The following is a 23,410-nucleotide window of genomic DNA, read 5'->3' on the forward strand; positions in this document are numbered from 1 at the left end:
TGTTACTTCGTTCTGATCTTCAGTCCATCACCGGCGACCGACACGATATCCGAGACCGGAATGCCCAGATTCGCGGTACCACCGTCCGTAGCGAGAACCAAGTTCGCTTCCGTGCAGTTGGGTGCACCGCTCGAGTTGGAGCCACTGGTGATGCCGAGGGCCAGGGTGCCCGTCACGATGGCGCCACCGCTGTCACCGGCAAGCGTGCACGCGGTGCCCGCGAAGCCGCGGACGGTGCGGCTCGAGCCGTCGTGCGTGAACAACTGCGTCTCGACGTGATCGGCCGCAACCACACCGCACGTGAACGCCGAGTTCTGTCCCGACTTGCAGATCGGCGCACCGACGACCGGGTCGGCGACACCGGTGATCTCGAGGGTGGTACCGCCGGCGCCGCGAATGACCGGACGGTCGAGTCCGGCCTCGACACCCGTCTCGTTGATCGCGATGACCGAGTAGTCGAGTCCGTCGGCGGGATTGCCGACCGAAGACTGCGAGAACGTGCCGATGCGGGTGCTGTCGTCGATGTTCTCCTGGTTGGGGAGGAACACCGGCGACGGCTGGCCCAGTGCCGGGTTGCAGTGACCCGCACTGATGTTCACGGGGTCGCCGCTACCGTCCACGGCGTTGAACCCGAGCGAACACACCGAGATCTCACGCAGTTCGGCGTCGGAAAGCTCGCCGGGGGTGCTGATGTAGGTGTCTCCGCCGAGCGGGCCGCGCTCCGTCTTTCCGCCGTGGCCCGGGCTGAGCATCACCTTGACGTTCGCCAGCAGTGTGGGGAGATTGAGGGCCCGTCCTATGGGGCTGTTGACGATGTCGATCACCACACGGTTGTCGAGTACGTCGATCGAGGTCGAATTGACTTGGCTCGCAACATCCTTCGGGAGAAGGCCGATCCAGTCGTTGAGCTGCGCGAGCGTCTGCTCCAGACCCTTCTCCGAAACCGGGGCGAGACGGGTGTGGTAGCCGTCGGCGGCCGCACGCTGGGCCGCCGCGCTGGACGTGACCGCGACGAACGGCTTGCCGTCGAGCCCGAGCCACGCACCGGCGAACTCGTGCGGGTGCTGCTGACGGAACTCGTCCGCATACGAACCGAGCTTCTGTGCCTTCGCTGCGCGATCGAGGTACTCCTCGGGGCTGATGTTCAGGTCGCGAGTGATCGCCTCGACCAACTCGTCGGGCAACTCCTCTGCACTGAGCTGATCGACACCGGTATGCGTAACAGGATCCGCCTGGGCAGTGCCCGAGAGGGAGAAGGAGAGGAGCATCGCGGAGGCGCCCACAGCGGCGGCGCGGAGCGCCAGCTTGTTACGCATGGAATCCCTTCGGTTCGAAGTATCAGCGCCCCACAATAGGCCACGGGTCCGACAGACCTCCGCCGGGTGTGATCTTCGCCTCGAACACGCCGAAGAATCGGCCGAATTTACGCCGTGTCACTCGATCCGGGGTCGTCGGTGGCGCCCCCGGCTTCGGTCTCCGTGCTGTCCGTTTCGTCGGTATCACCGCCCGCTCCGTCTTCGGGGTTCGGCTCGGTTTCGGGTGATGTCGTAGTCGTCTCGGTCGTCTCCGACGGCTCGGTGCTCTCCGGCTCCGATGGCGTCGTCTCGGACGTTTCGGTCGGCGTGGGCGCGGTCGAGTCTGTCGTGGTCGGCGGCGGTGTGGCGGTGTCCACCGGCGGGGGCGCGACAGGTGTCGTTTCGACAGGAGGCGCGACCGGCGGCGGCACGATCACCGAAACGGATCGTTCCATCGGCCGGCCATTCGGCGTCTCCCAGCTCTGCGGCGTCGTCGCCGCGACTTCCTCCGCGGCGACCGTCGGGAAGTCGATCGTCGTAGAACGCGTCGACGACGGTGCGGTGCTCGCTTCCACCTTCGCGTCGCGGACTTCGGGGACATCGGTGGTGCCGGTGTTGTTGAATGCCAGCGCAACCGCCACACCGGCGAGCATGAGCATGGTGGCGGCGGCACCCGCGAGCACGAGGGGCCGCCGTTTGTCGTCCGCCGACTCGACGGTGGCGGCGGTGGTGCTTGCGGCAACGCCGGACGAAGAGGCCGGGGACGCTGCGACCGGCGCAGCAGTGGATGCAGTCGAGGCTGCCGCAGCCGAAACGTTGTCGTCGGCGCCGGAGACGCCTCCGGTCGTCGGGGCGATGACGGCCTGTGAGTATGCCGTCGGCGGATCGTGCGGCACTACAGGAATCGACTCCGTTTCGAGACCGGAGTCGAGTGGCGACAGCGCCACCCCGGAGGCGATCAACGCGCCGCCGTGGGCGGCCGCCCACCCGGGGCGGCTCTCGGAGACGGGCGAATCGACTTCCTCGTCCGTATGGGACTTGTCGGTGGTGAACGACTCCGTCGACGTTGCGACGGCCACCTCCGCCGAGATCAACCGCGCATGCTTCAGGCCCATGTAATCGAGGGATTCACGGAGCGCGTTCACTGCTTCCTTCGGCCAGCCCGAGGGGTGCGCGGCCACGACGTCGACGTCACCGTGCAACTCCGGGGCGAGGTCACGGAAGAGGCAGAACATGGCCGTCGCGATCAGATCCTCGGCAGTGGTGTTCGCACCGCGGTAGGAAATGCCACCCGTCTCGCCGACACGGGTGACGAATCCTTCGACAGAATTCTCGCTTCGAGTGCCGAGCTCGACACTGCCGTCTTCCTGCGGAGACAGCACCGTGTCGCGCTCTATGGTTCGAATGGTGTTGCCGGGCGTGGTCACCACAGCAACGCTTTGCGTCTCGCCGACGTAGAGCCCGACTCCGGTGTTCATCGCATTCCCTTACCGTTTGCTCCGTGGCGCGAGGCAGATGTTTCGGCCACGCGATGTCGACCAGTGTGTCGTGTGGCGATCCGGAATGGTTACAGGGGTCGCTCGACAGGCGCGGGTCCGTAGCCCGTGGCACGCAACATGGCGAGCAGCTCCGACCGCGACTCGGCGCCCAAGCGGCGACGGATACGTGCAACGTGGTGCTCCACCGTTTTCGCAGAAATGTACAGGCGGGAGCCCATTTCGCGGTAGGTCAATCCCAGCGTCAACAGTTCGGCGACCTCGCGTTCGCGACCGGTGAGTACGTCGCCTGCGGAGGTGGCCGGAGTCGGTGTCTCGTCGGTGGCCGCGGCGCGAACGGGTTGACGCAGCTCCCGCGCCACCTGAAGCAGACTCGTTGCCGTCCTCGTGTCTGCTGCGCGCAGAGCGGCCTCGCCCGCCAGACGCGCCCCGTCCCAGGAAAGCCCGATCCGGCTCAGATCCTGTGCCGCCTCGGCCACCTGCGAGCGGTCCGGAGCGTCACCTTGCAGCACCCGCAACCAGGCCCGGCCCGCCCCCGCGAGAGCGGCCGCGTACCGGCTCGACGAGGCGGCCTCGCCCAACGCTCGCGCATGGGGCACCAGATCGGCCGGAGTCTCGGCCAAGATCGCCGCCTGCACCCCGTACCAATGGAATGCCGACCCCCACAACGCCGGCTCACCCAGCGCGCGAAGCAGATCGGCGGCCTGGTCGACGAGATGAGCAATCAACGGTGCGTCGCCGATCCGAACTGCCGCCAGCCACAGTTCACCCAGTGGCAGCAAACTGAGCAGATCCACCGAGTACTCGGCAATCACACTCCGGGCATTCGCCCACGCCTGCAACAATTCCGGCTGCTCGCCACCGCGCCGCGCCAGTTCCACACGCAGGGCGTGTAGGAACAGTAGGTCCCTCTGCCCGGAGCTCGAGTCGGCGACCGTGTCGACCAATGCTCTGGCGCGCACCAGATCACCGCGGGACATCGCCGTCCATGCCGTCAACAGCGAATGCCGCGGCCGATACGGGTCGAGCGGATCACCCTGCTGCAAAGCCCGTTCCAGAACCGTCTCGGCATGCGCGGTATCGCCGCTGTGGAGTGCAGCGAGGGCGGTGATCGCAGCAGCGGAATCGGGAAGAATGCGCGAACGTGCGCCGCGCACCGTCAGCGAGCGCGTCAGCGTGTTGAGAGCGGCAGGACCGGGGGAGATGACGGACTGAACCAGACCCCGCGCGAGCAGTGCCATCCCGGCATTGGCGGCGGTGGGCGCCGCCGCCGATGCGGCAGCCGTCAACTGCTCGGCGGCGTCGAGATTTCCGACCGTGACGAACACCGTCGCCGCCACTTGCGAGTCCGCAGCTGTGTGCCCCGGGCCGAGCCACTCGTACAGTTGCGCGCTGCGATCGGAGTTGCCGCAAAACGCCGCGGCGCTGGCCGAAATGCGCACCGCGTCAGCGAGTTCGTCCGGGCTGACGCTGTTGGCAGAGCCTCTGGCGGCGCTGCTCTCGATCACCGAATCCGCCAGCGATGTTGCCGTGTCGAAATCGCCACTGAGCGCACAAGCCTCCGCACGCCGCAGGGTGACCGCGGTGCCGCACGCACCCGCCACCGCCACACTCGCATACAGGTCGGCTGCCTCCGCCGGATCCACGAGTTCTCCTCGAGCACAAAGGAAGTCGACGAGGCGTGGGTCTCGGGTTCCGAACGCTGCGAGATTGCGGGCCGTGGCGTCGGTCAGCGCATCTCGCCCGAGGAAATACTCGAGCACTTCAGAACCTATGGCCGCCAAACGGTTCTCGCCGCAGAGCGTCAACGATTCTCGCGCACTGTCACCGGGAAATCCGTGCGCATCGATGTCGCCCCGAGCCCGCAACGCGGACAGGGCCACATCGACGTCGGCGGGTGTGCGGCCGAGTACCGCCGCGATCGCGTCGATGTCGGTTTCGCCGACGAGTGCAACCACGGCGAGAACGGACATCGCCTCGCGGGCATCCGTGTCGGCGGGTACGGTCACCGGGTTCACTGGGGGCACCGGTTATCCACCCGTCACGCCGCCGACGATTCCGCCGAGACCATCGGTCACACCGCCGAGGACACCTCCCACGCCATTGCCCACGCCTTCCACAGCGCCGCCCACGCCGTCCACCACATCGCCGACGCCGTTCCCGACGTCTTCGATCGTGTCGCCCATCCCGCTACCACTGCCTCTGTCGACGTCGATCGAAGGCGGCGGCGGATGATTGGGAGGAGGATCGTTCGGTGCGGGAGCCGGGGCGGGCGCGGGAGCTGGATTCACGGGGGAATCCGGCGCAGGTGCCGGTTCCTGCGGTGATCCGGCAGGCGCGGGCGCACGCGGTGCTTCGCGCGTGGGTGCCACATTTCTGGCCTCGGTTGCGGGGGAACCCGGCGCGGCGGTGGTGCCGCCGTCGGCTACCGGTTGTCCGGTGAGCGCGTCGATGCCGGTCGAGCCCTGCCGCGTGGCTGCGGACGCAGTGGTGGGTGTTCCGTTCGCAGCGGTTGTGGCTCCGGCGCGGGTTGTGGTGGTGGCCGCGTCGGCTTCCGTGACCGCTGTGGTGCCGCGAGTCGGTGAATCGCCCGCTGTTCCCAAGGCGAGACCGCCGCCGGCGAGGATCACGACGGCTGCCGCAGCGGCGGTGACGAATCCGGCCTTCTTCGCCCGACTCGACGAGATCTCGGATGCGGGTACCGACACAACAGGGGGAGGCGTCGTGAACGTCGGTCGGGTACTCGGAGCGGTAGTTGTGACCGTCGCGGCGTCCGGCGCGGGCGTCGCGGCTCGCCGGGCGGCGAGCAGTGCGCCACCGAGAGCTGCCGTGTGAGCCGGATACTCCGACGCAACCACGGGAACCCGAAACTCCGCCGACATCAGTTCGGCAACCAGCGGAATCGCCGAACCCCCGCCCGTGAGAACCACCTGCCGCACATCGCTCAGGTCGATGTGTGCTGCGGCCAGGGAATCGCGCACGAGAGCGACCGACTGCAGGATCGGGTCACGCATCATCTCTTCCAGTTCGGAGCGGACCAGCCGGACCTCCGACGAGACGCCGGGCAGGTCCACCGACACCGTCGTCTCCGTGTCGGTGGACAGTGCTTCCTTGGCGTCGCGGCAGCGGGCTCGAAGCTCAGTCAGGGCCTGCACCGCTGCCGGAGAGTGCATGTCGATGTCGCCGAATTCCTCGGTGACATTCTCGAGCACGTACGTGGTGACGGCGTGATCGAATAGTCCGCCGCCGAAGTCCTCGGTGTGGATCGGCTTGCCGAGCAGGCCGGGCTGGTCCCCGTGGCCCACCAGCGTGATGTCCAGGGAGTTTCCGCCGAGGTCGTAGATCACCGACAACCCGTCGGTCAGCGGACCCTGAGTGCCCTCGAGCCAGGCCGTCACCGCTTCCGCGTCGGTCACGAGCTCGACGGCGTCGATGCCCGCGGATTCGAGCGCAGACGCGAGGGCGGCAACCGTGTACCGCTGCCACGTCGTGGGGTGAACGATCACAACCGGGGCGGCGCTCACGAGTCCGGCGTCGCGGATCAGGCAGCCGGCGGCAGTGGCCACCAGATCTTCACCCGAGTAAGTGGCGCCGTCGTCGGCGAGGATGCCCACGGGATCACCGACGCGGTCGACGAATCCGGACACGCTGACGTACGCCGGATCGTGCGGGCGCTCACCCAACAACACCGGGTGGTCGGGACCGCCGAGGTGCACGACGGCGCGGCGTGTGAGGACGTCGGCGGTGCCGTGCGTCGCCGCCACGGTATTGACCGATCCGATCCCGATTCCGAGCCCTGCGGGCATGTGCGACTCCTGTGGTCCGCGGGCGGACAGTACCGCCACAGTCACCGTCGATGTCGCGCGTCACAGTGATTTCGTTACGTCGAACCGCAGGTCGGCGCCCATGAGGGGACAATCCCCTAATCCCGCACGATCCCCCTATCCGTGATCCCCTAACAGCCTCGCCGGAATAGGGGGTTGCTCCCCGTTGGCGTGGCCTCGCCGGGTTCATAGCGTGAATTCCAACAGCTACGAACCCGAAGGAGCCCGTCATGGCCACCAACGCAATCCTCGAATTCATCCTCAGCTTGCTTCGCGACGAACAGGCGGCGGCCGCCTACTGCAACAACCCCGCTGCGGCCCTCGAAGCCGCCGGACTTCACGACGTGACCCCGGCCGACATCGTCGACGTGGCACCCCTGATTGCCGAGTCCGGTCTCTTCGCCGGTGCCGGCACGGAACTTGCGACCATCCTCGAAGCTGGAGGCGGCGTGGTCGGCGGGGCTGCAGGTGGCCTGGGCGCCGGTTTGGGCGGCGGCCTCGGACTGGGCGGTGGCGTGGGCGGCGCGGTCGGCGTCGGCGCAGGGGCCGGACTCGGTCTGGGACTGGGCGCGAACCTGGATGTAGCCACCGGCCTCGAAGCCGCCTTGGGCACGGCGATCGACGCAGCAGGGCAGATCGGAGGTGGACTCGGCCTCGACCTGAGCACGGCCCTCGACGCTGCTCTCGGTGGGGTGGCCGGGATCGGCGGCGGCACGGACGTGGACGTGATCGCAGACATCGGCGCGTCGATCACTGCCGCACTCGACGCCTTCACCTCTCTCGGGGGAGTCGTTTCGACCGATTTGGCAATAGCCCTCGGCAGTGCGCAGTCGGTTGCTCCCGCACTGGATGTCAGCGGTGCGATCAGCGGTGCCATCGAATCCGCCGTTGCCGTCAGCGGCGACCTCGGAGCCGACCTCGGGCTGGCGCTGGGCGGCGTGCTCGGCGGGGGCGGTGACATCGCGGCGGACCTCGGCGCGGCGCTCGGCGGGACACTCGGTGGGCTCGCCGACATCGGCGGTGGCCTCGACCTCGGAGCAATCCTCGACGCAGACGGCGGTCTGGGAGCGTCCCTCGGCGGGCTCCTCGGCGGTGCGCTCGGCGTCGACGGCGGGTTGAACTCCACATTGGGCGGCGCGTTGGATGCGGCCCTTGCGGCCGGTGGCGGTCTCGATCTCGGGGCGATCGTCGGCGGGGAAGCGGGCCTCGGCGGCGCACTGAGCACCGCACTCGGCGGAGCGTTGGGTGCGGGTGGTTCGGCGAGTGTGGACCTGGGGGCGGCTCTCGGTGGTGTGCTCGAAGGCGCACTCGGCGTCGGTGGCGGGCTGGGCGGCGCCTTGAATGCGGCGCTCGGCAGTGGCCTCGGACTCGACGCCGCACTCGCCACCGCGTTGGACACGACCCTCGACCTCGACGGAGGACTGGGCGCCGGACTCGGAACTGCGCTCGGCGGTGCGCTCGGTGCCGGAGGAATCACCGAAATCGACCTCGGTGGCATCCTCGGCGCAGGCGGCGGAATCGAAGCCGGCACGGACCTGACCACAGCGTTGAGTGGAGCGTTGGGCGCTGCTCTCGGCGGCGACGGCGCGGCCGGAATCGGGTTGGGTACCGCCCTCGGCACTGCCCTGGAATCCGGTCTCGGTCTCGACGGCGTCACCGACCTCGCAGGCACAGTGAGCACGGCACTCGGGTCCGCCCTCGGCGTGGATAGCGCCGCGACTACAGGCCTGACCGCAGCCCTCGGCACAGCGTTGGAAGCAGCGGGTGGTGTGTCCGGTGACGCCGAGGCAGGGGGCGATCTGGGTGCGGTCCTCGGCGGAGCATTCGGAGCAGGCGGCGAGGCGGGCGCCGCACTCGGCACCGCACTGGGCGGGGTACTCGGCGGAGCCGCCCAGGGCAATGGTGCGCTCGACCTGGGAACGGTGCTCGGAGCCGACGGCGGTATCGGGGCCGGACTCGGCACGGCGCTCGGTGGCGCGCTCGGGGTGGACACAGACCTCGGAACTACTCTCGGCTCGACGCTCGAATCCACCCTCCAGGCAGGCGGCGGTATCGACGCCGACCTGAACACAGGGGCCGACCTCGGAACCACACTCGGTGGTGCTGCCGATGTAGCGGGCTCGATCGACGGTGCCGCGGACGCTGCCGGCTCGATCGGCGGAGCACTGGACGGCGCCGCTGACGCAGCAGGGAACATTGGCGGGACACTGGAGGGCGCGGCCACCGCGGCCACTGATGTGACCACCGATGTGACGGGGACGCTCGGAGCCACCACGGACGCCGTTGCCGGGCTGGGCGCAGGACTTTCCGGTGGCGCCGGCGCTCTGGGTTCGCTCGGTGGCGTGTTCGGTGGAGGCGTGATCGGCGGCGCCGAAGCGGGTGGCACTGCCGAAGCCGGTGGCAGCTTCGAAGCTGGCGGGGCTGCCGAAACCAATGTCGGCGGATCTGCAGAGTCCACGACCGGTGCGGCCGCCGAGGTCGGCGGCGCCGTAGAGACCAGCGGTCAGCTGGTCGGCGATGTCGCTACCGGGCTCACCGGCTCGATCGGCGGCCAACAGAACGTGTGGTCGTCGATCAGTGCCGACTCCTTCGGCGCCGGACAAGGCGGCCTGTTCCCGGACGACCCAGCCACCACCACTGCGGCCGATGACGCCGTCACCACGGTCGATTCGCTCGAGAACTGATCGCAGCTGTAACGAATCCAGCCCCCTGTGCGCTTATGCGTAGCGGGGGCTGGATTCACAAGTCGGGTGTGAGTGCATCGAAGCGGGTGCCTGCACGAGGTCGGAGAAATGCAGGATGGCAATGCTTGGCGAGAGTCCTACGCAGAACAGTCCCACCGGGCAGCGCGAGGCGTCGCTGCCCGAGATGATCGCGGTGCTCGACGAGGCCGCAGCCGTCGCCCGAAGATTCGGCCGCACCGATCTGGTCGAACGGGCGGAGGGAACCAAGCAGCGGGCGACCGATCCACGGATTCGTGTCGTCGTTGTGGGCCCACTCGCGCAGGGCAAAAGCCAGTTCGTGAACTCGCTGCTCAACCTGAACGTGTGCACCGTGGGTGACGACGAAACAACCGCCGTTCCGACCGTTGTGCAGAACGCATCGGAGGCGAGTGCCGAGCTGGTGCTGGCGGTGCCCGGTACGGAGCCTGCACGGGTGCCCGTTCCCCTCGACGACTTGCACTCCATCACCCCGTCCACAACGCTCGCGGCCGGACGAGAGGTGATGCGCCTCGAGGTGAACGTGCCCAGTCCGCTCCTGGCGGACGGGGTCGTGCTCGTCGACACTCCGGGCGTCGGCGGTGCCGGGAACCCGCACGCAGCCGGAACCCTGGGCCTGATTCCGGCGGCGGACGCGGTGCTCGTGCTTTCCGATGCCGGTCGAGAGCTGACGGAGCCGGAGGTGGCGTTCATCCGTCAGGTGCAGGCGCTGTGCCCGGCGGTGGCCTGCCTGGTCAGCAAGACCGACCTGTACCCGCACTGGCGGGCGATCGTCGACGCGAATCGTGGCCACCTGGGCCGCGCCGGACTCGACGTGCCGCTGCTCCCCATCTCGTCGATGCTGCGAAGCCACGCGCTGCGACTGCAGGACGAGTCGCTGAACAGCGAATCCGGCTTCGACGACCTCTACTCGTTCCTTCGGGAGCGGGTGATGGCTCGCGCCGCCGACGATATTCGCGCGGCAGTGGCGTTGGAAGTGCAGTCGGTCACCGAGCATCTGACGTTGGGGATCGGCAGCGAACTGGCGGCGCTGCGCGACCCGGCCACCGGTGCCGCCGCCGTGACCGAACTGCAGAAAGCTCGCGTGACCGCCGAAGAACTGCACAAGAAGACATCGCTGTGGCAGCAGACCCTGGGTGATGGCATCGCCGACCTCGCCGCCGACATCGATCACGACCTGCGCGACCGATTACGGCGCGTCACCCGTGAGGCGGAGGCCACCGTCGACGAAGGCGATCCCGGCAACGATTGGGACGTCGTCGGACAGTGGCTCGAGCAGGAAATCGCGACGGCGATCGGCGACAACTTCGTGTGGGCGCACGACCGCGCGGTGTGGCTCGCCGAAGTGGTGGCCCAGCACTTCACCGAGGGGAGCGCAGTGACCCTGCCGCATCTCGACGTGGCCGACCTGAACGGCGTCCTCGAACCGGTGGGCTCACTTGCCGACCTGGAGTCGGGGAGGATCGGGATCACCCAGAAGGTGCTCGTCGGTATGCGCGGCTCCTACGGCGGTGTGCTGATGTTCGGGCTGATCACCACCATGATGGGGATGGCGCTGGTCAACCCGATCTCGGTCGGTGCCGGAGTGCTGTTGGGCACCAAGGCATACCGTGAGGACCGAGAAGGTCGGGTGGTCAAGCGTCGATCGGAGGCCAAGGCCGCCATCAGGCGTTTCGCGGACGAGGTCAGCTTCCAGGTAGGCAAGGAATCCAAGGACCGGCTTCGCCATATCCAACGCCTGCTGCGCGATCACTTCACGACCGTCGCCGACCAGTCGCTGCGTTCGATCAACGAGTCGCTGAAGGCGGCGCAGGAGACCGCGAACATCGAGGCCGCCGAGCGCACACGACGCGTCACGCAACTGGAGAAGGACCTACTTCTGGCATCGGATTTGCGGGCCCGTGTCGCGGATCGGGTGGACCGATGACCACCCGCCAGCTCGCAGACGCGCACGCCCTGATTGCCGCAGCACAGCGAACCTACGCCAACCATCCGGACGCGAGCGCGCAACTGCGCGAATGCAAGGCACGCCTCGGTCAACCGTTGCGAGTGGCCCTGGCCGGCTCGTTGAAGGCGGGCAAATCGACCCTCCTGAACGCGCTCGTCGGACAGGACATCGCGCCAACCGACGCAACCGAGTGCACCAAGGTGGTGACCTGGTACCGCAATGGTGCGACTCCCACCGTCACGGCCTGCTACGACGATGCAGGGAAACCGCGTCGGGCGAACGTTCCGGTGCTGCGCAGGGAGGGGCGACTCACCTTCGAATTGGGGGATCTCACTGCGGCGCAGGTCGACCGACTGGACGTGGAATGGCCCTCCTCGGCGTTGACTCGGACGACCATCGTCGACACCCCGGGCACTTCCTCGCTGTCGCGCGACGTCTCGGCACGTACGTTCGACATGCTGGTTCCGGAAGACGGCGCGTCCGGTGCGGATGCTGTCGTCTACCTCCTGCGGACTCTCGACGCGACCGATGTCCGACTTCTGAGCCGAATAGGCGATCACGTGGGCGCCGAATCCGGTCCGCTCGGGGTGGTAGGTGTGGTCGCACGTGCCGACGAGGTGGGCGCCGGGCGGTTGGACGCGATGATATCGGCCCAGGAGGTGGCGACGCGATTCGCGGGAGAGCTGGAGCGAACAGGGTTGTGCCAGTCGGTCGTTCCGGTGGCCGGTCTGCTCGCGCTCGCTGCCCGCACCATGCGTCAGACGGAGTTCACGGCGCTGCGGCAACTCGCCGACGTACCGGCCGAGGAGCTCCAACTCGCCATGCTGTCGGCCGACAGGTTCGCGAGGGCCGATGTAGTGCTGCCGGTCGACCCGGCGATGCGCGCCGGCCTCGTCGACCGGTTCGGCCTGTTCGGAATCCGGTTGGCTGTGACGCTCATCCGTATGGGGACGAGCGATTCCCCGACGCTGGCAGCCGAATTGCTGCAGCGCAGCGGCCTCGACGAGTTGCGCCGGGTGATCGACGTTCAGTTCGGGCAACGCGCCGAGCAGCTGAAGACACATTCGGCGCTGGTGGCCCTCAAACGGGTGCTGGTGAGGTACCCGGTAGCCCGGTCGGACGAGATCCTGGCCGACGCCGAGCGACTGCTGGCGGACTCGCACGGATTCCGGGAACTGCGGCTGCTCGGCCGACTCCGGTCCGTCGACACCGGCCTGTCCGCCGAGGATGTGCTGGAACTGCAACGGCTGGTAGGCGGATTCGGCACCGACATCAGCCAACGGCTCGGCACCGACGACACAGACACACGAGATCTGCAACGGATGAGAGCGCTCGCCGCTGTCCGGAAGTGGCGGGCCCGCGCCGAACACCCACTACTGGACCAGTTCGCCTCCCGTGCCTGCGTCACCGCCGCCCGCAGCGCCGAAGGCATCCTGCTGGAACTCGGCTGACGGTTGCTGCTTTCTCCCGCATTCCCCCTTCCCTGCCCCGACGAATGTCACAGCGGTTCAGCTCGGGCGAACCGGTGCGACGTTCGTCGGGGCGGTCACGACAAGACGCGGATGGCGCATTCAGGTCCAGCCGCGGCGGCAAGGCGACGGTCTGCGGTGAGCAACTCGCAGCCGAGGGCTTCGGCCAGGGCCACGTAGGTTGCGTCGTATGCGGTCACGTTGGCACGGAGCTCGTACGCGCGACGCATCAGACGCAACGTGGGAACTCGTTCGAAGTGCAATTGCTCGAGGTCGCCGACGGCAACCTCGAAACGGTGTTCGGACATAGTTCGAGTCAGCCAGCGCTTACGTAGGACCGCTACCGTCTCGACGTCGATGAGGTCGGGTGCAGCGAACTCGCCGGCCTCCCGCAGTGCGCTGCGGGAGATGCGTCCGGCCTCCTCGTCATCGCCGAGTGCGTTGGCGAGGACCGACGCGTCCACCACGATCATTCGCGGGCGCGCTCTGTGCCGAGATCCTCGACGGCTTGCTGCAGGCCGACTTGCCCGCCTTCACGCCCCTCGATGTCGTCCAGCACCTCGCTCACCTGGCGTCGCTCTGCCAGCTGACGCAATTCCGAAGTCAAGAACTGCTGCAGGGACTGATGGCGCTGCTCTGCCTTGCGCGCAAGCGCGGCATGGACGTCATCCGGGAGGTCGCGTACCAGGACGTTCTTCATGCTTACATTATGCTTGCATCGGGTGCGGCCTTCAAGCGCTCCCCGGCGAATGTCACAGCGGTTCTCGTGAGCTGAACGTGTGTGACATTCGCCGGGGGTGCGGACTCGCCGAGCGATCGTTGGGTCGATCCTGCACCGCCCATTACTTCCATGCTCGAGCCGATGCGAGGTGCGGAACCTGGTCTTTTCAATACACTGGGACCACTTACCCGAGGACGGATGGCGATGACTGGAGATTTTGCAGGCAATCTCGCGTTGGTTCTGGTGTTCATCCTGATAGGCGGGCTTTTCGCCGGCACCGAGATGGCTCTGGTCACGCTGCGTGACAGTCAGGTCGACCGCCTCGAGAGCCGCGGTGCACGCGGTGCACGTGCCGCCGCACTGGCCCGCGATCCCAATCGGTTTCTGTCCGCCGTGCAGGTGGGTGTGACCGTCGCCGGGTTCTTCTCCGCAGCCTACGGCGCGTCCGCACTGGCCCCGAATCTTGTGCCCGTGCTCGAGTCCTGGGGTCTGTCGACGGGCCTTGCGGACGTGCTGGCACTGGTCGGGATCACTCTCGTCATCTCCTACCTCTCCCTCATTTTCGGCGAACTCGTACCCAAACGCATAGGGCTGCAACGTGCTACCTCGGTCGCCTTGTTCGCCGGGCCGTTCATCGACCGCTTTGCCACCGTGATGCGTCCGGTGATCGCACTGCTGTCCGCGTCGACCAATGTCATCGTGCGTCTGTTGGGTGGAGACCCACATCAGAAGAGCGAGAACATTACTCACGCCGAACTGCGAGAGCTGGTCGCAGGACACACGGCGCTCGGCGACGACGAACGCCGCATACTCGCGGATGTCTTCGACACCGAACAACGATCACTCGCCGAAGTGATGAGCCCACGTACCGACGTCGAGTTCGTCGACGCTTCCACTCGCATCGAGGACGCACGTAATCAGGCCGTTCACGGTGGACACACCCGTTACCCGGTGACCGGGGATTCGCTCGACGACGTGATCGGCGTCGTCCACGTCCGCGAACTCCTCCTAGCCGGACCCGCCGTACGGACGGCACGCGACGTGATGACGGAGATCCTGCATCTACCGGGCACGAAGCCCGCACTGCCCGCGCTGTCGGTGATGCGGAAGGACAACCTGCGCATGGCGGTCGTGGTCGACGAGTACGGCGGTACGGCGGGCATCGTCACCTTCGAGGACATCGTGGAAGAACTGATCGGCGAGATCGGTGACGTCGGCGACAGTTACGGCAAGCACGTCGACGGAAACCATGTAGACGGGATGCTGATCATCGAGGACTTCGCCGAACGCACCGGAATCGTCGTCCCCGAGGGTCCGTACGAAACCATTGCCGGATACGTGATGTACCAACTGCGCAGAATGCCGCGCGTCGGAGACAGTCTTGTCGTCGGCAACCACCGGCTCACCGTCACCCGTTTGGACGGGCGACGGATCGACCGCATCGGCGTCGAGTCGGTTCACGCCCCCGGCCGCCCCGGCCCGCATCGCTGACCCTGCCCTCAGTAGTGGTACCTCACCGAGATGACGGTGATCTGTTGGTCGTCGACGAGATAGACGAGTCTGTGCTCGTCGGTGATGCGCCGAGACCAGGCACCGGCGAGTTGATGTTTGAGAGGCTCCGGTTTGCCTGGTCCATCGAAGGGGTCACGCAGGATTGCTGTGATCAGTTTGTTGATCGACCTGATAACGGCCCTGTTGTCGGTTTGCCACTGCACGTAGGAATCCCATGCGGTGGGGGTGAATGTGAATATTCGCTTCACTCGATCAGTTCGCGTTCGGCGGTGTGACCGGTTCGCGCTTCATCGAGGCTCTTCATGAGGTGCCGTGCGTTGGCCGGCGACCTGAGCAGGTAGGCCGTCTCTTCGAGGGAGTCGTAATCCTCCTTGGACATGAGGACCGCGCTTCCACCATTGGAAACAATCTCGATGGGGTTGTGATCCTCGTTGACCTGCCGGATGAGCGGGAACAAGGTTTTGCGTGCTTCGGAAGCCGTGATCGCCATACACTCCTCCTTGTTAGTGGTACAAGATATGGTACCACTCTTGGTAGATCACAGCCGGTAGAGGCGCAGTTCTCGACCTCCCCGAGGTCGGTGCTCCGGGCGGCGACATCGGATCTCGTCTCCCTCGCGCATAACCGATTCACGCATGACCGGACGGGTACACAATGGAAGTCGGCGGGTTTCGGGTCTCGGTTGCGTTACGGGATGGTCCACCCGAAGCGGCGGTATCGGCGAATGGAATATAAATAGGCGTAACGGATTTCGGCAACCAGCAAGTCTCAATCCAGGTTCGGGGCGGGCATCCGCTCCGGCACAGTCGCACGCCCGCGCGGGGCAACGGAGTTCCGGGATGGCGCAATGATCGAAACAGTGCTGAGGCGACATACGGGGCACCTCGCGCCGGTGCAGAGCCGATCCGCGACGCCTGAACGCGCCGATCTCGACGAACGCACCGCTCCCGGCGAACGCACCGACCCGGTGGGGCACACCGATACCGCCGAGCGTCACGGCGTCGAGTTGCACAAACTGCTACTCGTCGCGGCACTGACACCCGCTCAAGCCTCGCTGCTGCTCACCGATGTGATCGATCAGCTCGAACGGGCGCACCAGGAGCGCTGTTATCCGCTCTGCCTCGCAGAGCATGCGGTGACGGTGTCCGATACCGGGCGTCTCGGCATCGACCGCACCGAAAGCACCCCTTCCTGGTCCGATGTGCACGACGCGGCGGTGAGTGTGCTGCGAAGCATCACGGCGAACTGCAGCGATTACGAGTTCGCAGACCGAATGGACCGCTCGATCGCCGAAGCGTCGGATCCGGCGAGCCTGACGCAACTGGTTCGCCGCGAAGCCGAGACCGCATCCGAACCCGCCGACGAACCGAGGATACGGCGCCAGGTTGCCTCACTCGTGTCGGCGACAACCGAGCGCACGTCGGCGGACTATCACGTCCCGGCGGATCACGTACACGGACAGACTCCAGCGGAGGGGCAATCCCTTGCACCGGAGGGCCGGTATCTGCCGGTCCGGAAGGTGTGGCATCGCCGGAAGAGACGGCCGTCGCGGCGCACGCTCCTGGTGTTGCTGTCGGTCCTTCCTGTTCTCGTCGGTGCAGTGTGGTTCGCCCCGGACGTGTGGTCGGAGTTGCGCCGGGGGTGGCAAGCCGTTCTCGATCCGGTCGATTCGTCGGAGGTGAATCAGATTCGTCCGGTGTCGCCGCCTCCGCCGCTACCGCCGGAAGGTGACGGGAATCCGGGCGCCGAGCAGGTAACGGCCATGCCGATGCCGGTCGATACCGGGGCCCCACCCAAGGCAGGTCCGATAACCGAGGTCACCGCAACACTCGCCGACGGAACGTGCGCCCCGGGTGGGCCGTGCGCGATGCGGGTCGACGTTCACCTCGATCCCGCAGCGGACGTCGGCGAGGTGACGTGGGAACTGCGCATCTACGACCGTTGCTCGGGGCAAGTCGACCCGGCCGGGCAGGTGACGATGAGCCCGGAGCCAGGCCGGCAGCAGGTGTACGGCATCAGCAGGACCGTGTTGCCGCCCGGTTCGGCGCTCGCGCTTGCCGCGATCACCAGCGCCCCGGCGGTCGCCGCCTCGCAGCCGGTGCTCGTACCCGACCAGAACGCAACGTGCTGAGACGCCGGCGACCATGCAGGCGCGAAAGCGAGAATCCGACCCCTGGCTCGTCGGGGCCGCGATAGTCCTCGTCCTCCTCGGACTGCTCAACCTGATGTCCACAGGGATGACGTCGAACGCGGTCCGTCACGCCCTGTTCGGTGTTGCCGGTCTCGGCGTCATGTACGCAGTGTCTCGTATTCGGCTCGGCGACCTGCGGAGGTTCGGGTGGGGGGTGCTCGTGGTGTCGACGGTCATGTTGGCGGCCGTGCTGGTCACCGGTGTCGCAGTCAAGGGTGCTCAGCGCTGGCTGGACTTGGGCCTGTTCACCGTTCAGCCATCCGAACTCGCCAAGCTCGGCCTCGTCTTGGTCCCGGCGAGTCTGCTGGCCGCCGGGTACACCATCGGCCGGTTGGTGGCGGTGCTGACGGTCACGACCGTGCCCGTTGTGCTCGTTGCCATGCAACCCGACTTGTCGACCGCCGCCGTGCTCGCCGCGATCGCAGTGCTCATGCTGATCCTCGCCAGGGTGCCCTTGTTGCCGCTGCTGCCCTTGTTCGCGGCAGGACTCGCCTCGCTTCCCCTGGCAGTTCTGTTCCTTCAGCCCTATCAGCTCGAACGGATACACGTATTCCTGTCCAGCGACACCGACGAGCAAGGGTCGGGCTGGGCGGAACTGCAAGCCGACATCGCGATCGGCAGCGGTGGGTTGTGGGGTATGGCGGGCGACCCCCTGTACGACATCAGAGCCGAGTACCTGCCCGAATCCGAGCACGACCTGGCCTTCGCGAGCATCGTCTACGGCTGGGGTTTGTTCGCCGGCTTGGCAGTCGTGCTGGCGGTATTGGTGATCGTGTGGAGGGCGGCCATCGCCGCCCGGACCGCGCGAACCAAGGAAGCCGCCCTGGTCGCCGTCGGGATAGCCGCCCTGTTCGGAGTTCATGGCGTGGTCGCGGTGGGTGCGAGCCTTTCCGTGCTGCCACACGGGGGGATGCCGATCCCACTGTTCAGTTACGGGGGCACGGCCGCCCTCATCGGCTTCGTCGAGATCGGATTGGTGCTTGCAATCCGCAGAGACGGTGTCGCCCGGCCGCTCTGGGCGCCGCCGGGCAGACGCCGTCGCCAACCACGAGGCATATCGGCCGGGGCACTCATCGTCACCGCGTCACTCGTCGCGATGTCGGTGTTCACGTGGCAACTTCAGAAGGATCGTGGCGACGAGTTGCGCGCGTTGAGTGACCAGCAGATGACGCGCTGCATTCGCCTGCCCGCCGAGCGGGGAAAAATCCTCGACCGTCACGGTGTGCCGCTCGCGGTCAACGTGGCCGAGTACACCGTTGCCGTGGTGTCTCTGCTGTTCGACGGTGACAGTGCCGGCAATCGCAACGAACTCGCCGGACTGCTCGGCATCTCCCCGGACGAGATGGCAAACCTTCTGCACGACTCCGGCGAGGAGCTGCAAGTCGTCGTCGGCAAGGCAACGCCCGACCAGGTTCGCCACATCATGGCTGCCGACATCCCCGGGGTACTGATCTATCCGTCCGGTAAAAGGCACTACCCGCACCGTGCAGTGGTCGGCACCGTGCTCGGACATGTCGGTGTCGCCGACCCGGACGACATGCAACGCTGGCCGCACCTCGCGCTCGGGTCCAGGGTGGGTAAGTCGGGCCTCGAGAAGCAGTACGACGCGCTGTTGCGGGGCAGCGACGGAAAGCAATGCGTATACGTCGATTCGGGCGGACGCCCCGTCGCGCCCGGTGAGCGCGTGGACCCGATACCCGGACACGATCTTCGGCTGCACCTCGACTTCGGACTGCAGGAATTGGCGAACAACGCACTGACCGATGCGGTCCGCACCAGCGGCGGCGACGTGGGCGCCGCAATCGTGATGGACGTCCGGACGGGCGCTGTACTGACGATGGCCAGCGTGCCGGGGTTCGACAACAACATCTACGGTCCACCCGTCGACGTGGTCGCGCTTGCGGCAGAGCTCGATGCACCGGGACCGGGCCCGCTGCTCAATCACGTCACCCAGACGGCGGCACCACCGGGCTCGACCTTCAAGATCGTCACCGCTGCGGCGAACGCGGAATTCGACGTGCTGTCACCGGACGTGAAGCTCGCGGGTGGAGCCTCGTACACCTACGGTGGGCATACGTTCGGGAACTGGAAGCCGATGGGGCCGAACAATCTGGTGGGTGCGCTCCAGTGGTCGGACAACGTGTACTTCTACCAGCTTGCCGAACGCATCGGGCCCGAGCGGATCGCCGCTACCGCCACACAACTCGGCGTGGGTCAGCCGTCGGGGATCGACCTGCCGGGCGAGGCCGACGGCTTTCTGGGGACACCGGAAACGGTCACCGAGATCGGAGGAACCTGGTACCCGGGGTCGACCCTGCTGATGGGGATCGGCCAAGGCCCTGTGACCGCGACCCCGATCCAATTGGCGCGCTGGACATCGGGCATCGCCACCGGAGCCATGGTCACCCCCCAGCTCGCGGCCGGTTACGGGGCCGAGGCCACGCCGATTCCGACGGACGTACCGATTCCGTTGCCGTTCGCGGATCGGCTCGGTCCCGTGCGAGCGGGAATGCTGGCGTCGGGTACCGCCGGTACCGGCGCACAATTGGCGTCGTTGCCGGTCCCAGTCGGTACCAAGACCGGCACCGCCGAGGATCCGTCGGCGCCAGGGGAGGGGCTCAACGCGTGGTTCTCTGCGGTGGCGCCCTTCGACCGTCCCGAAATCGTGGTGTCGGTGTTGGTAAGAGGTGGTGGCTTCGGGTCGGCGACGGCAGGACCGGTGGTCAAGCCGATCCTCGAGCGTTACCTCGCGGAGCGGCCTCCCGTCACGCCGACCAGGTGATCAGTCCACGCAGAGCAGGCGATCAGTTGCTGTAGGCGGCGATGACCTCTGGGTGCTCCAAACATGCAGTAGCCCCTTCGGCCACACAGGTGAGGGGGCGCTCGGCCGTCTTCACCGGGAACCCGAAGGACGATTCGAGCAGCGGTGCCAGACCACGCAGCATCGACCCGCCACCGATGACGAGCAGCCCCTCGGACATCACGTCGCCGACCGCCTGGGCGGGCAGGTCCTCCAGGCACGCGGTGAGGGCCTGCACGATTCCCGCAGTGGTCGGCTTCAGCGCCTCCACGATCTCGTCGGTCTCGAGCGTGACCAGGCGTGCACGGCCGGTCACGGCATCGCGACCTTCCAGGACCAGTGATTGTCCTTCCGAGACGTCCGGTGAACCGACCTTTGCTCGCTCGGCAGTGAGTTGGCCGACGATGATCTTGTGCTCCGATCTCAGGTACTGATAGAGCGCGTGGGTGAGTTCGTCGCCTGCCTGCCGACAACTGCGGTGCGAGAGCATTCCACCGAAACAGAACGCGGTGATTTCCGAAGTGCCGCCCCCGATGTCGACGATGAGATGAGCACGGGCCTCGAGCGGATTGATTCCGCAACCGAACGCCCCGGCAACCGGCTCCGGAATCAATCCGACTTTCCGCATGCCCGCCTCGTGGCCGACCTCGAGCAAGGCCCGCCGCTCGAGCGGAGTGGCGCCTGCCGGGACCGAGATGACACCTTTCGGCCGGATCCCGAAGCGGCGGTGCGGGCCCACCCGTTTGACCACCGCAGACAGGTACGCCCTCGCAGACTCGAGATCCACGACGACCCCGTCCTTCATCGGGCGCACCGACGTGACTCCGACCGGAGTACGGCCGACGAGATCACGCGCGTCCTTACCGATCGCCAAGGCGCGACTCGGCTCTGTCGTTCGCACCAACATGAACGAAGGCTCGTTCAGGACTATGCCTTCTTCGGGGGTGCCGACGACAGTGTTGGCAGTTCCGAAATCGATACCGAGTCCACCCACCGTGACCTCCAAGGGCCTGGGAAAATGATGTTCAGCAGATGACCTCGATGCTACTCAGAGCTGCTGTGGTTCGGACGGTTTCGGCGAGAAGATCGACGCCGAATCAGGGTCGGAGTCCGGGCGCATCTCCGGGACTTCCTGGATGTCCACCGATTCGATTTTCGGAAACATGCGGCGCATGCCGAAAAGTGACCCGCCGCGAAGCCGGCGCCGTGTGTGGCCAAGGATCCTCGGTGGCCTCGTGGCCGCCGTTCTGCTCGTGATCTCCTTGTTCGCCGGCGTCGTTACGTATGCGTATTCGACCGCCGACGTGGATACCGTCGGCAAAGTCGAGTTCTCCCGGGCACTTCACATTCCTCCCGTCGCGGAGTCCACCGTGGAGCCGGACGGCACACGCGTCTTCGACCTCGAGATGCGACAAGGATCGACCGACCTGGGGCACGGCCCCGAGACCCGCACCTGGGGCGTGAACGGTGACCATCTCGGTCCGACCATCCGCATGACTCGTGGCGAGTCGGTACGGATGAACGTATCCAACGAGCTGGGAGTGGCAAGCACTCTGCATTGGCACGGCATGCATCTGCCTGCGGTGATGGACGGCGGACCGCACCAGATGGTCGAACCGGATACGACCTGGTCGCCCAACTGGGTGGTCGATCAGCCAGCGGCAACTCTCTGGTACCACCCCCACCTGCACGGATCCACCGCCGAACACGTGTACCGGGGTCTGGCGGGAATGATGATCGTCGACGATCCGGCAGGGGCCGACCTTCCCGGTCGGTACGGTGTGGACGACATCCCGGTGATAGTCCAGGACAAGAAGTTCGACGGGGATCAGCTGGACGTGAATCCGTCCATGTTCGCCGACACCGGAATCCTGGGCGACGAGATCCTGGTCAACGGCACGTCTGCGCCCTACCTGGACGTCACGACCGAGCGGGTGCGCCTTCGACTCCTCAACGCCTCCAATGCCCGCGTCTACGACTTCGGCTTCGATACCGGCCTGCCGTTCCGGCTCGTCGGGACCGACGGTGGCCTGCTCGAAGCGCCGCAGCAACTCGAGTCGATCATGTTGTCGCCGGGGGAGCGGGCGGAGATCGTCGTGGAGATTCCACCCGGCACCGACGCCGTGTTACGAAGCACACCACCGGATTTGGGCGCCGACTTCTGGGCCGAACGATTCGGAGGTGGCGACGACACCCTGGACATCCTCGAACTTCGCGCGGCCGAGACCCTCGAACCGAACACCGAAGTTCCGGATCGATTGGCGGAGCAGAAGGACCTCGGCGAACCGGAACGAACGAGGACGTTCGAGCTCAATGGGTCCCGGGAGATCAACGGGAAAGAAATGGACATGTCCCGGATCGACGAGGTGGTGACCCTGGGAACCACCGAGGTGTGGGAAGTCCGCAATGCCAGCGGGCAGATCCATAATTTCCACGTCCACGACGTGCAGTTTCAGGTGCTGGGCACCGACGACCCGGCACTGTCCGGCCCGAAGGACACCGTGTACGTACCGCGTGGTGAGACCGTTCGGCTACTCGTACGCTTCACCGACTACGCGGACCCGTCGTTTCCGTACATGTACCACTGTCACATGCTGAAACACGAGGACAACGGGATGATGGGTCAGTTCGTCGTCGTGGCGCCGGGGCAGGAGCCGGGCGAGATGCCCGCCGCAGATCACGCCGGTCACGCGTCGCACGGCGGGCATCGGTGAACAGGGATCAGAATTCCATTCCGGCGTCCGCGCCCATCTGCATCGTGGTGTTCGCGCCGTCGAGGGATTCTCGAATGATGTCGGCGTGACCTGAGTGGTGGGCAGTCTCGCGAATGATGTGCAGCAGGATCTTTCGAGCGGTCCACCATTCACGCTCGGGTGTCCACGGAGCAATCGGCAGTGGCACGAGTACGTCGAGATCCTCGAGGCCGGCAATCACGTCTCGTGTCCGCTGCGCCGTCGTCTCGTACTTCTCGACCTGGTCGGCGAACAGTTCTCCCTCTGCGAGCCGGTAGGTGTCCGTTGCGTTGTCCATGTCGAACTCGGCGGTCTCGTCCGGCTCCAGAATGGTGGTGATCCAGTGGTCTTCGACCTGGGCCAGGTGCTTCACGAGACCACCGAGCGTCAATTCGCTGACGGTGGACCGCTCGAGAGCCTGTTCCTCGGTCAGTCCGCGCAGGGTGATCTGGAAGTTGTGGCGCTGATCCTCGAGGATCGCGAGGAGGTCGGCACGCTCGCCGGTGAGTGCGGAGTTGTTCGTGGTCATGTCGTTGCTCCCATTCGTTCGGTGGTGATGACAACGCTATTTCGTATCGCGGACAGAAACGGTCCTGAATGATCGCAGGCGGGCCGAGATCATCGAACCGAGTGTGCGCGTTCCCGGTATCCGCCACGGACATTTTGGAAAGACTGAGCGGGTGGGTGCATCGCTTTCGGATC

General features: G+C 66.5%; 18 protein-coding genes. 7 read left to right on the forward strand and 11 right to left on the reverse strand.

Going from position 1 to position 23,410, the window contains the following annotated elements; genetic code table 11:
• Window positions 1-2 precede the first annotated feature (2 nt).
• The 4 genes from ACZI8Q_RS14300 to ACZI8Q_RS14315 form a co-directional block, all read right to left on the reverse strand.
• Window positions 3-1,316, reverse strand: coding sequence for a S1 family peptidase (locus tag ACZI8Q_RS14300; RefSeq protein ID WP_463374205.1), 1,314 nt, complete (start codon window positions 1,314-1,316; stop codon window positions 3-5).
• Between the two features lie 107 nt (window positions 1,317-1,423).
• Entirely contained in the window at window positions 1,424-2,773 is a 1,350-nt protein-coding gene (locus tag ACZI8Q_RS14305) for a hypothetical protein (protein ID WP_463374206.1), read from the reverse strand.
• An 89-nt stretch (window positions 2,774-2,862) separates the two neighbouring features.
• The gene (locus ACZI8Q_RS14310; RefSeq protein ID WP_463374207.1) at window positions 2,863-4,818 is read right to left on the reverse strand and encodes a helix-turn-helix transcriptional regulator; all 1,956 of its coding nucleotides are present in this window, start codon (window positions 4,816-4,818) and stop codon (window positions 2,863-2,865) included.
• 3 nt (window positions 4,819-4,821) lie between these two features.
• On the reverse strand, window positions 4,822-6,597 hold the full coding sequence (locus ACZI8Q_RS14315) for an Hsp70 family protein (RefSeq protein WP_463374208.1): 1,776 nt from the start codon (window positions 6,595-6,597) through the stop codon (window positions 4,822-4,824).
• 248 nt (window positions 6,598-6,845) lie between these two features.
• On the opposite strand from ACZI8Q_RS14315, the gene ACZI8Q_RS14320 reads away from it, so the two are divergent.
• The 3 genes from ACZI8Q_RS14320 to ACZI8Q_RS14330 all read left to right on the forward strand — a co-directional run bounded on the left by ACZI8Q_RS14320 (window position 6,846) and on the right by ACZI8Q_RS14330 (window position 12,734).
• Window positions 6,846-9,299 carry an IniB N-terminal domain-containing protein gene (locus ACZI8Q_RS14320; protein ID WP_463374209.1) on the forward strand — a complete coding sequence of 818 codons (2,454 nt, stop codon included), beginning with the start codon at window positions 6,846-6,848 and terminating at the stop codon, window positions 9,297-9,299.
• Window positions 9,300-9,483: 184 nt separating this feature from the next.
• Complete coding sequence (locus tag ACZI8Q_RS14325) at window positions 9,484-11,262, forward strand: dynamin family protein (protein WP_463374245.1); 1,779 nt, start codon at window positions 9,484-9,486, stop codon at window positions 11,260-11,262.
• Window positions 11,259-12,734, forward strand: a complete 1,476-nt coding sequence (locus ACZI8Q_RS14330) for a dynamin family protein (protein WP_463374210.1) — start codon at window positions 11,259-11,261, stop codon at window positions 12,732-12,734. The genes ACZI8Q_RS14325 and ACZI8Q_RS14330 overlap by 4 nt, the downstream gene beginning before the upstream one ends.
• A 95-nt stretch (window positions 12,735-12,829) precedes the next feature.
• Here ACZI8Q_RS14330 and ACZI8Q_RS14335 read toward each other — a convergent pair whose 3' ends face one another.
• Together ACZI8Q_RS14335 and ACZI8Q_RS14340 are read right to left on the reverse strand one after the other, a co-directional pair.
• Complete coding sequence (locus tag ACZI8Q_RS14335; RefSeq protein ID WP_463374211.1) at window positions 12,830-13,225, reverse strand: type II toxin-antitoxin system VapC family toxin; 396 nt, start codon at window positions 13,223-13,225, stop codon at window positions 12,830-12,832.
• Entirely contained in the window at window positions 13,222-13,452 is a 231-nt protein-coding gene (locus ACZI8Q_RS14340) for a FitA-like ribbon-helix-helix domain-containing protein (RefSeq protein WP_463374212.1), read from the reverse strand. The genes ACZI8Q_RS14335 and ACZI8Q_RS14340 overlap by 4 nt, the downstream gene beginning before the upstream one ends.
• 225 nt (window positions 13,453-13,677) lie before the next feature.
• Here ACZI8Q_RS14340 and ACZI8Q_RS14345 point away from each other — a divergent pair, with 225 nt between their 5' ends.
• Entirely contained in the window at window positions 13,678-14,964 is a 1,287-nt protein-coding gene (locus tag ACZI8Q_RS14345) for a hemolysin family protein (protein WP_463374213.1), read from the forward strand.
• 8 nt (window positions 14,965-14,972) lie between these two features.
• On the opposite strand, the gene ACZI8Q_RS14350 is transcribed toward ACZI8Q_RS14345, so the two are convergent.
• Both ACZI8Q_RS14350 and ACZI8Q_RS14355 read right to left on the reverse strand, forming a co-directional pair.
• On the reverse strand, window positions 14,973-15,233 hold the full coding sequence (locus tag ACZI8Q_RS14350) for a Txe/YoeB family addiction module toxin (protein ID WP_463374214.1): 261 nt from the start codon (window positions 15,231-15,233) through the stop codon (window positions 14,973-14,975).
• Window positions 15,230-15,475, reverse strand: coding sequence for a type II toxin-antitoxin system Phd/YefM family antitoxin (locus ACZI8Q_RS14355; protein WP_463374215.1), 246 nt, complete (start codon window positions 15,473-15,475; stop codon window positions 15,230-15,232). The genes ACZI8Q_RS14350 and ACZI8Q_RS14355 overlap by 4 nt, the downstream gene beginning before the upstream one ends.
• Window positions 15,476-15,832: 357 nt before the next feature.
• Here ACZI8Q_RS14355 and ACZI8Q_RS14360 point away from each other — a divergent pair, with 357 nt between their 5' ends.
• Window positions 15,833-17,116 (forward strand): hypothetical protein, encoded by a 1,284-nt coding sequence (locus ACZI8Q_RS14360; protein WP_463374216.1) that lies wholly within the window; start codon window positions 15,833-15,835, stop codon window positions 17,114-17,116.
• Window positions 17,117-17,129: 13 nt separating this feature from the next.
• Window positions 17,130-19,958 carry an FtsW/RodA/SpoVE family cell cycle protein gene (locus tag ACZI8Q_RS14365; protein WP_463374217.1) on the forward strand — a complete coding sequence of 943 codons (2,829 nt, stop codon included), beginning with the start codon at window positions 17,130-17,132 and terminating at the stop codon, window positions 19,956-19,958.
• Between the two features lie 22 nt (window positions 19,959-19,980).
• On the opposite strand, the gene ACZI8Q_RS14370 is transcribed toward ACZI8Q_RS14365, so the two are convergent.
• Window positions 19,981-20,970, reverse strand: coding sequence for a rod shape-determining protein (locus ACZI8Q_RS14370; RefSeq protein ID WP_463374218.1), 990 nt, complete (start codon window positions 20,968-20,970; stop codon window positions 19,981-19,983).
• Between the two features lie 54 nt (window positions 20,971-21,024).
• Window positions 21,025-21,150 carry a hypothetical protein gene (locus ACZI8Q_RS14375; protein ID WP_463374219.1) on the reverse strand — a complete coding sequence of 42 codons (126 nt, stop codon included), beginning with the start codon at window positions 21,148-21,150 and terminating at the stop codon, window positions 21,025-21,027.
• Here ACZI8Q_RS14375 and ACZI8Q_RS14380 point away from each other — a divergent pair.
• Window positions 21,149-22,690: a multicopper oxidase family protein gene (locus tag ACZI8Q_RS14380; protein ID WP_463374220.1), complete on the forward strand. Its 1,542-nt coding sequence runs from the start codon at window positions 21,149-21,151 to the stop codon at window positions 22,688-22,690. The two genes, ACZI8Q_RS14375 and ACZI8Q_RS14380, sit on opposite strands and share 2 nt — an antisense overlap.
• A 7-nt stretch (window positions 22,691-22,697) precedes the next feature.
• On the opposite strand, the gene ACZI8Q_RS14385 is transcribed toward ACZI8Q_RS14380, so the two are convergent.
• The gene (locus ACZI8Q_RS14385; protein WP_463374221.1) at window positions 22,698-23,237 is read right to left on the reverse strand and encodes a DinB family protein; all 540 of its coding nucleotides are present in this window, start codon (window positions 23,235-23,237) and stop codon (window positions 22,698-22,700) included.
• Between the last annotated feature and the right edge of the window lie 173 nt (window positions 23,238-23,410).

The organism is Rhodococcus quanlei, from assembly GCF_055231015.1.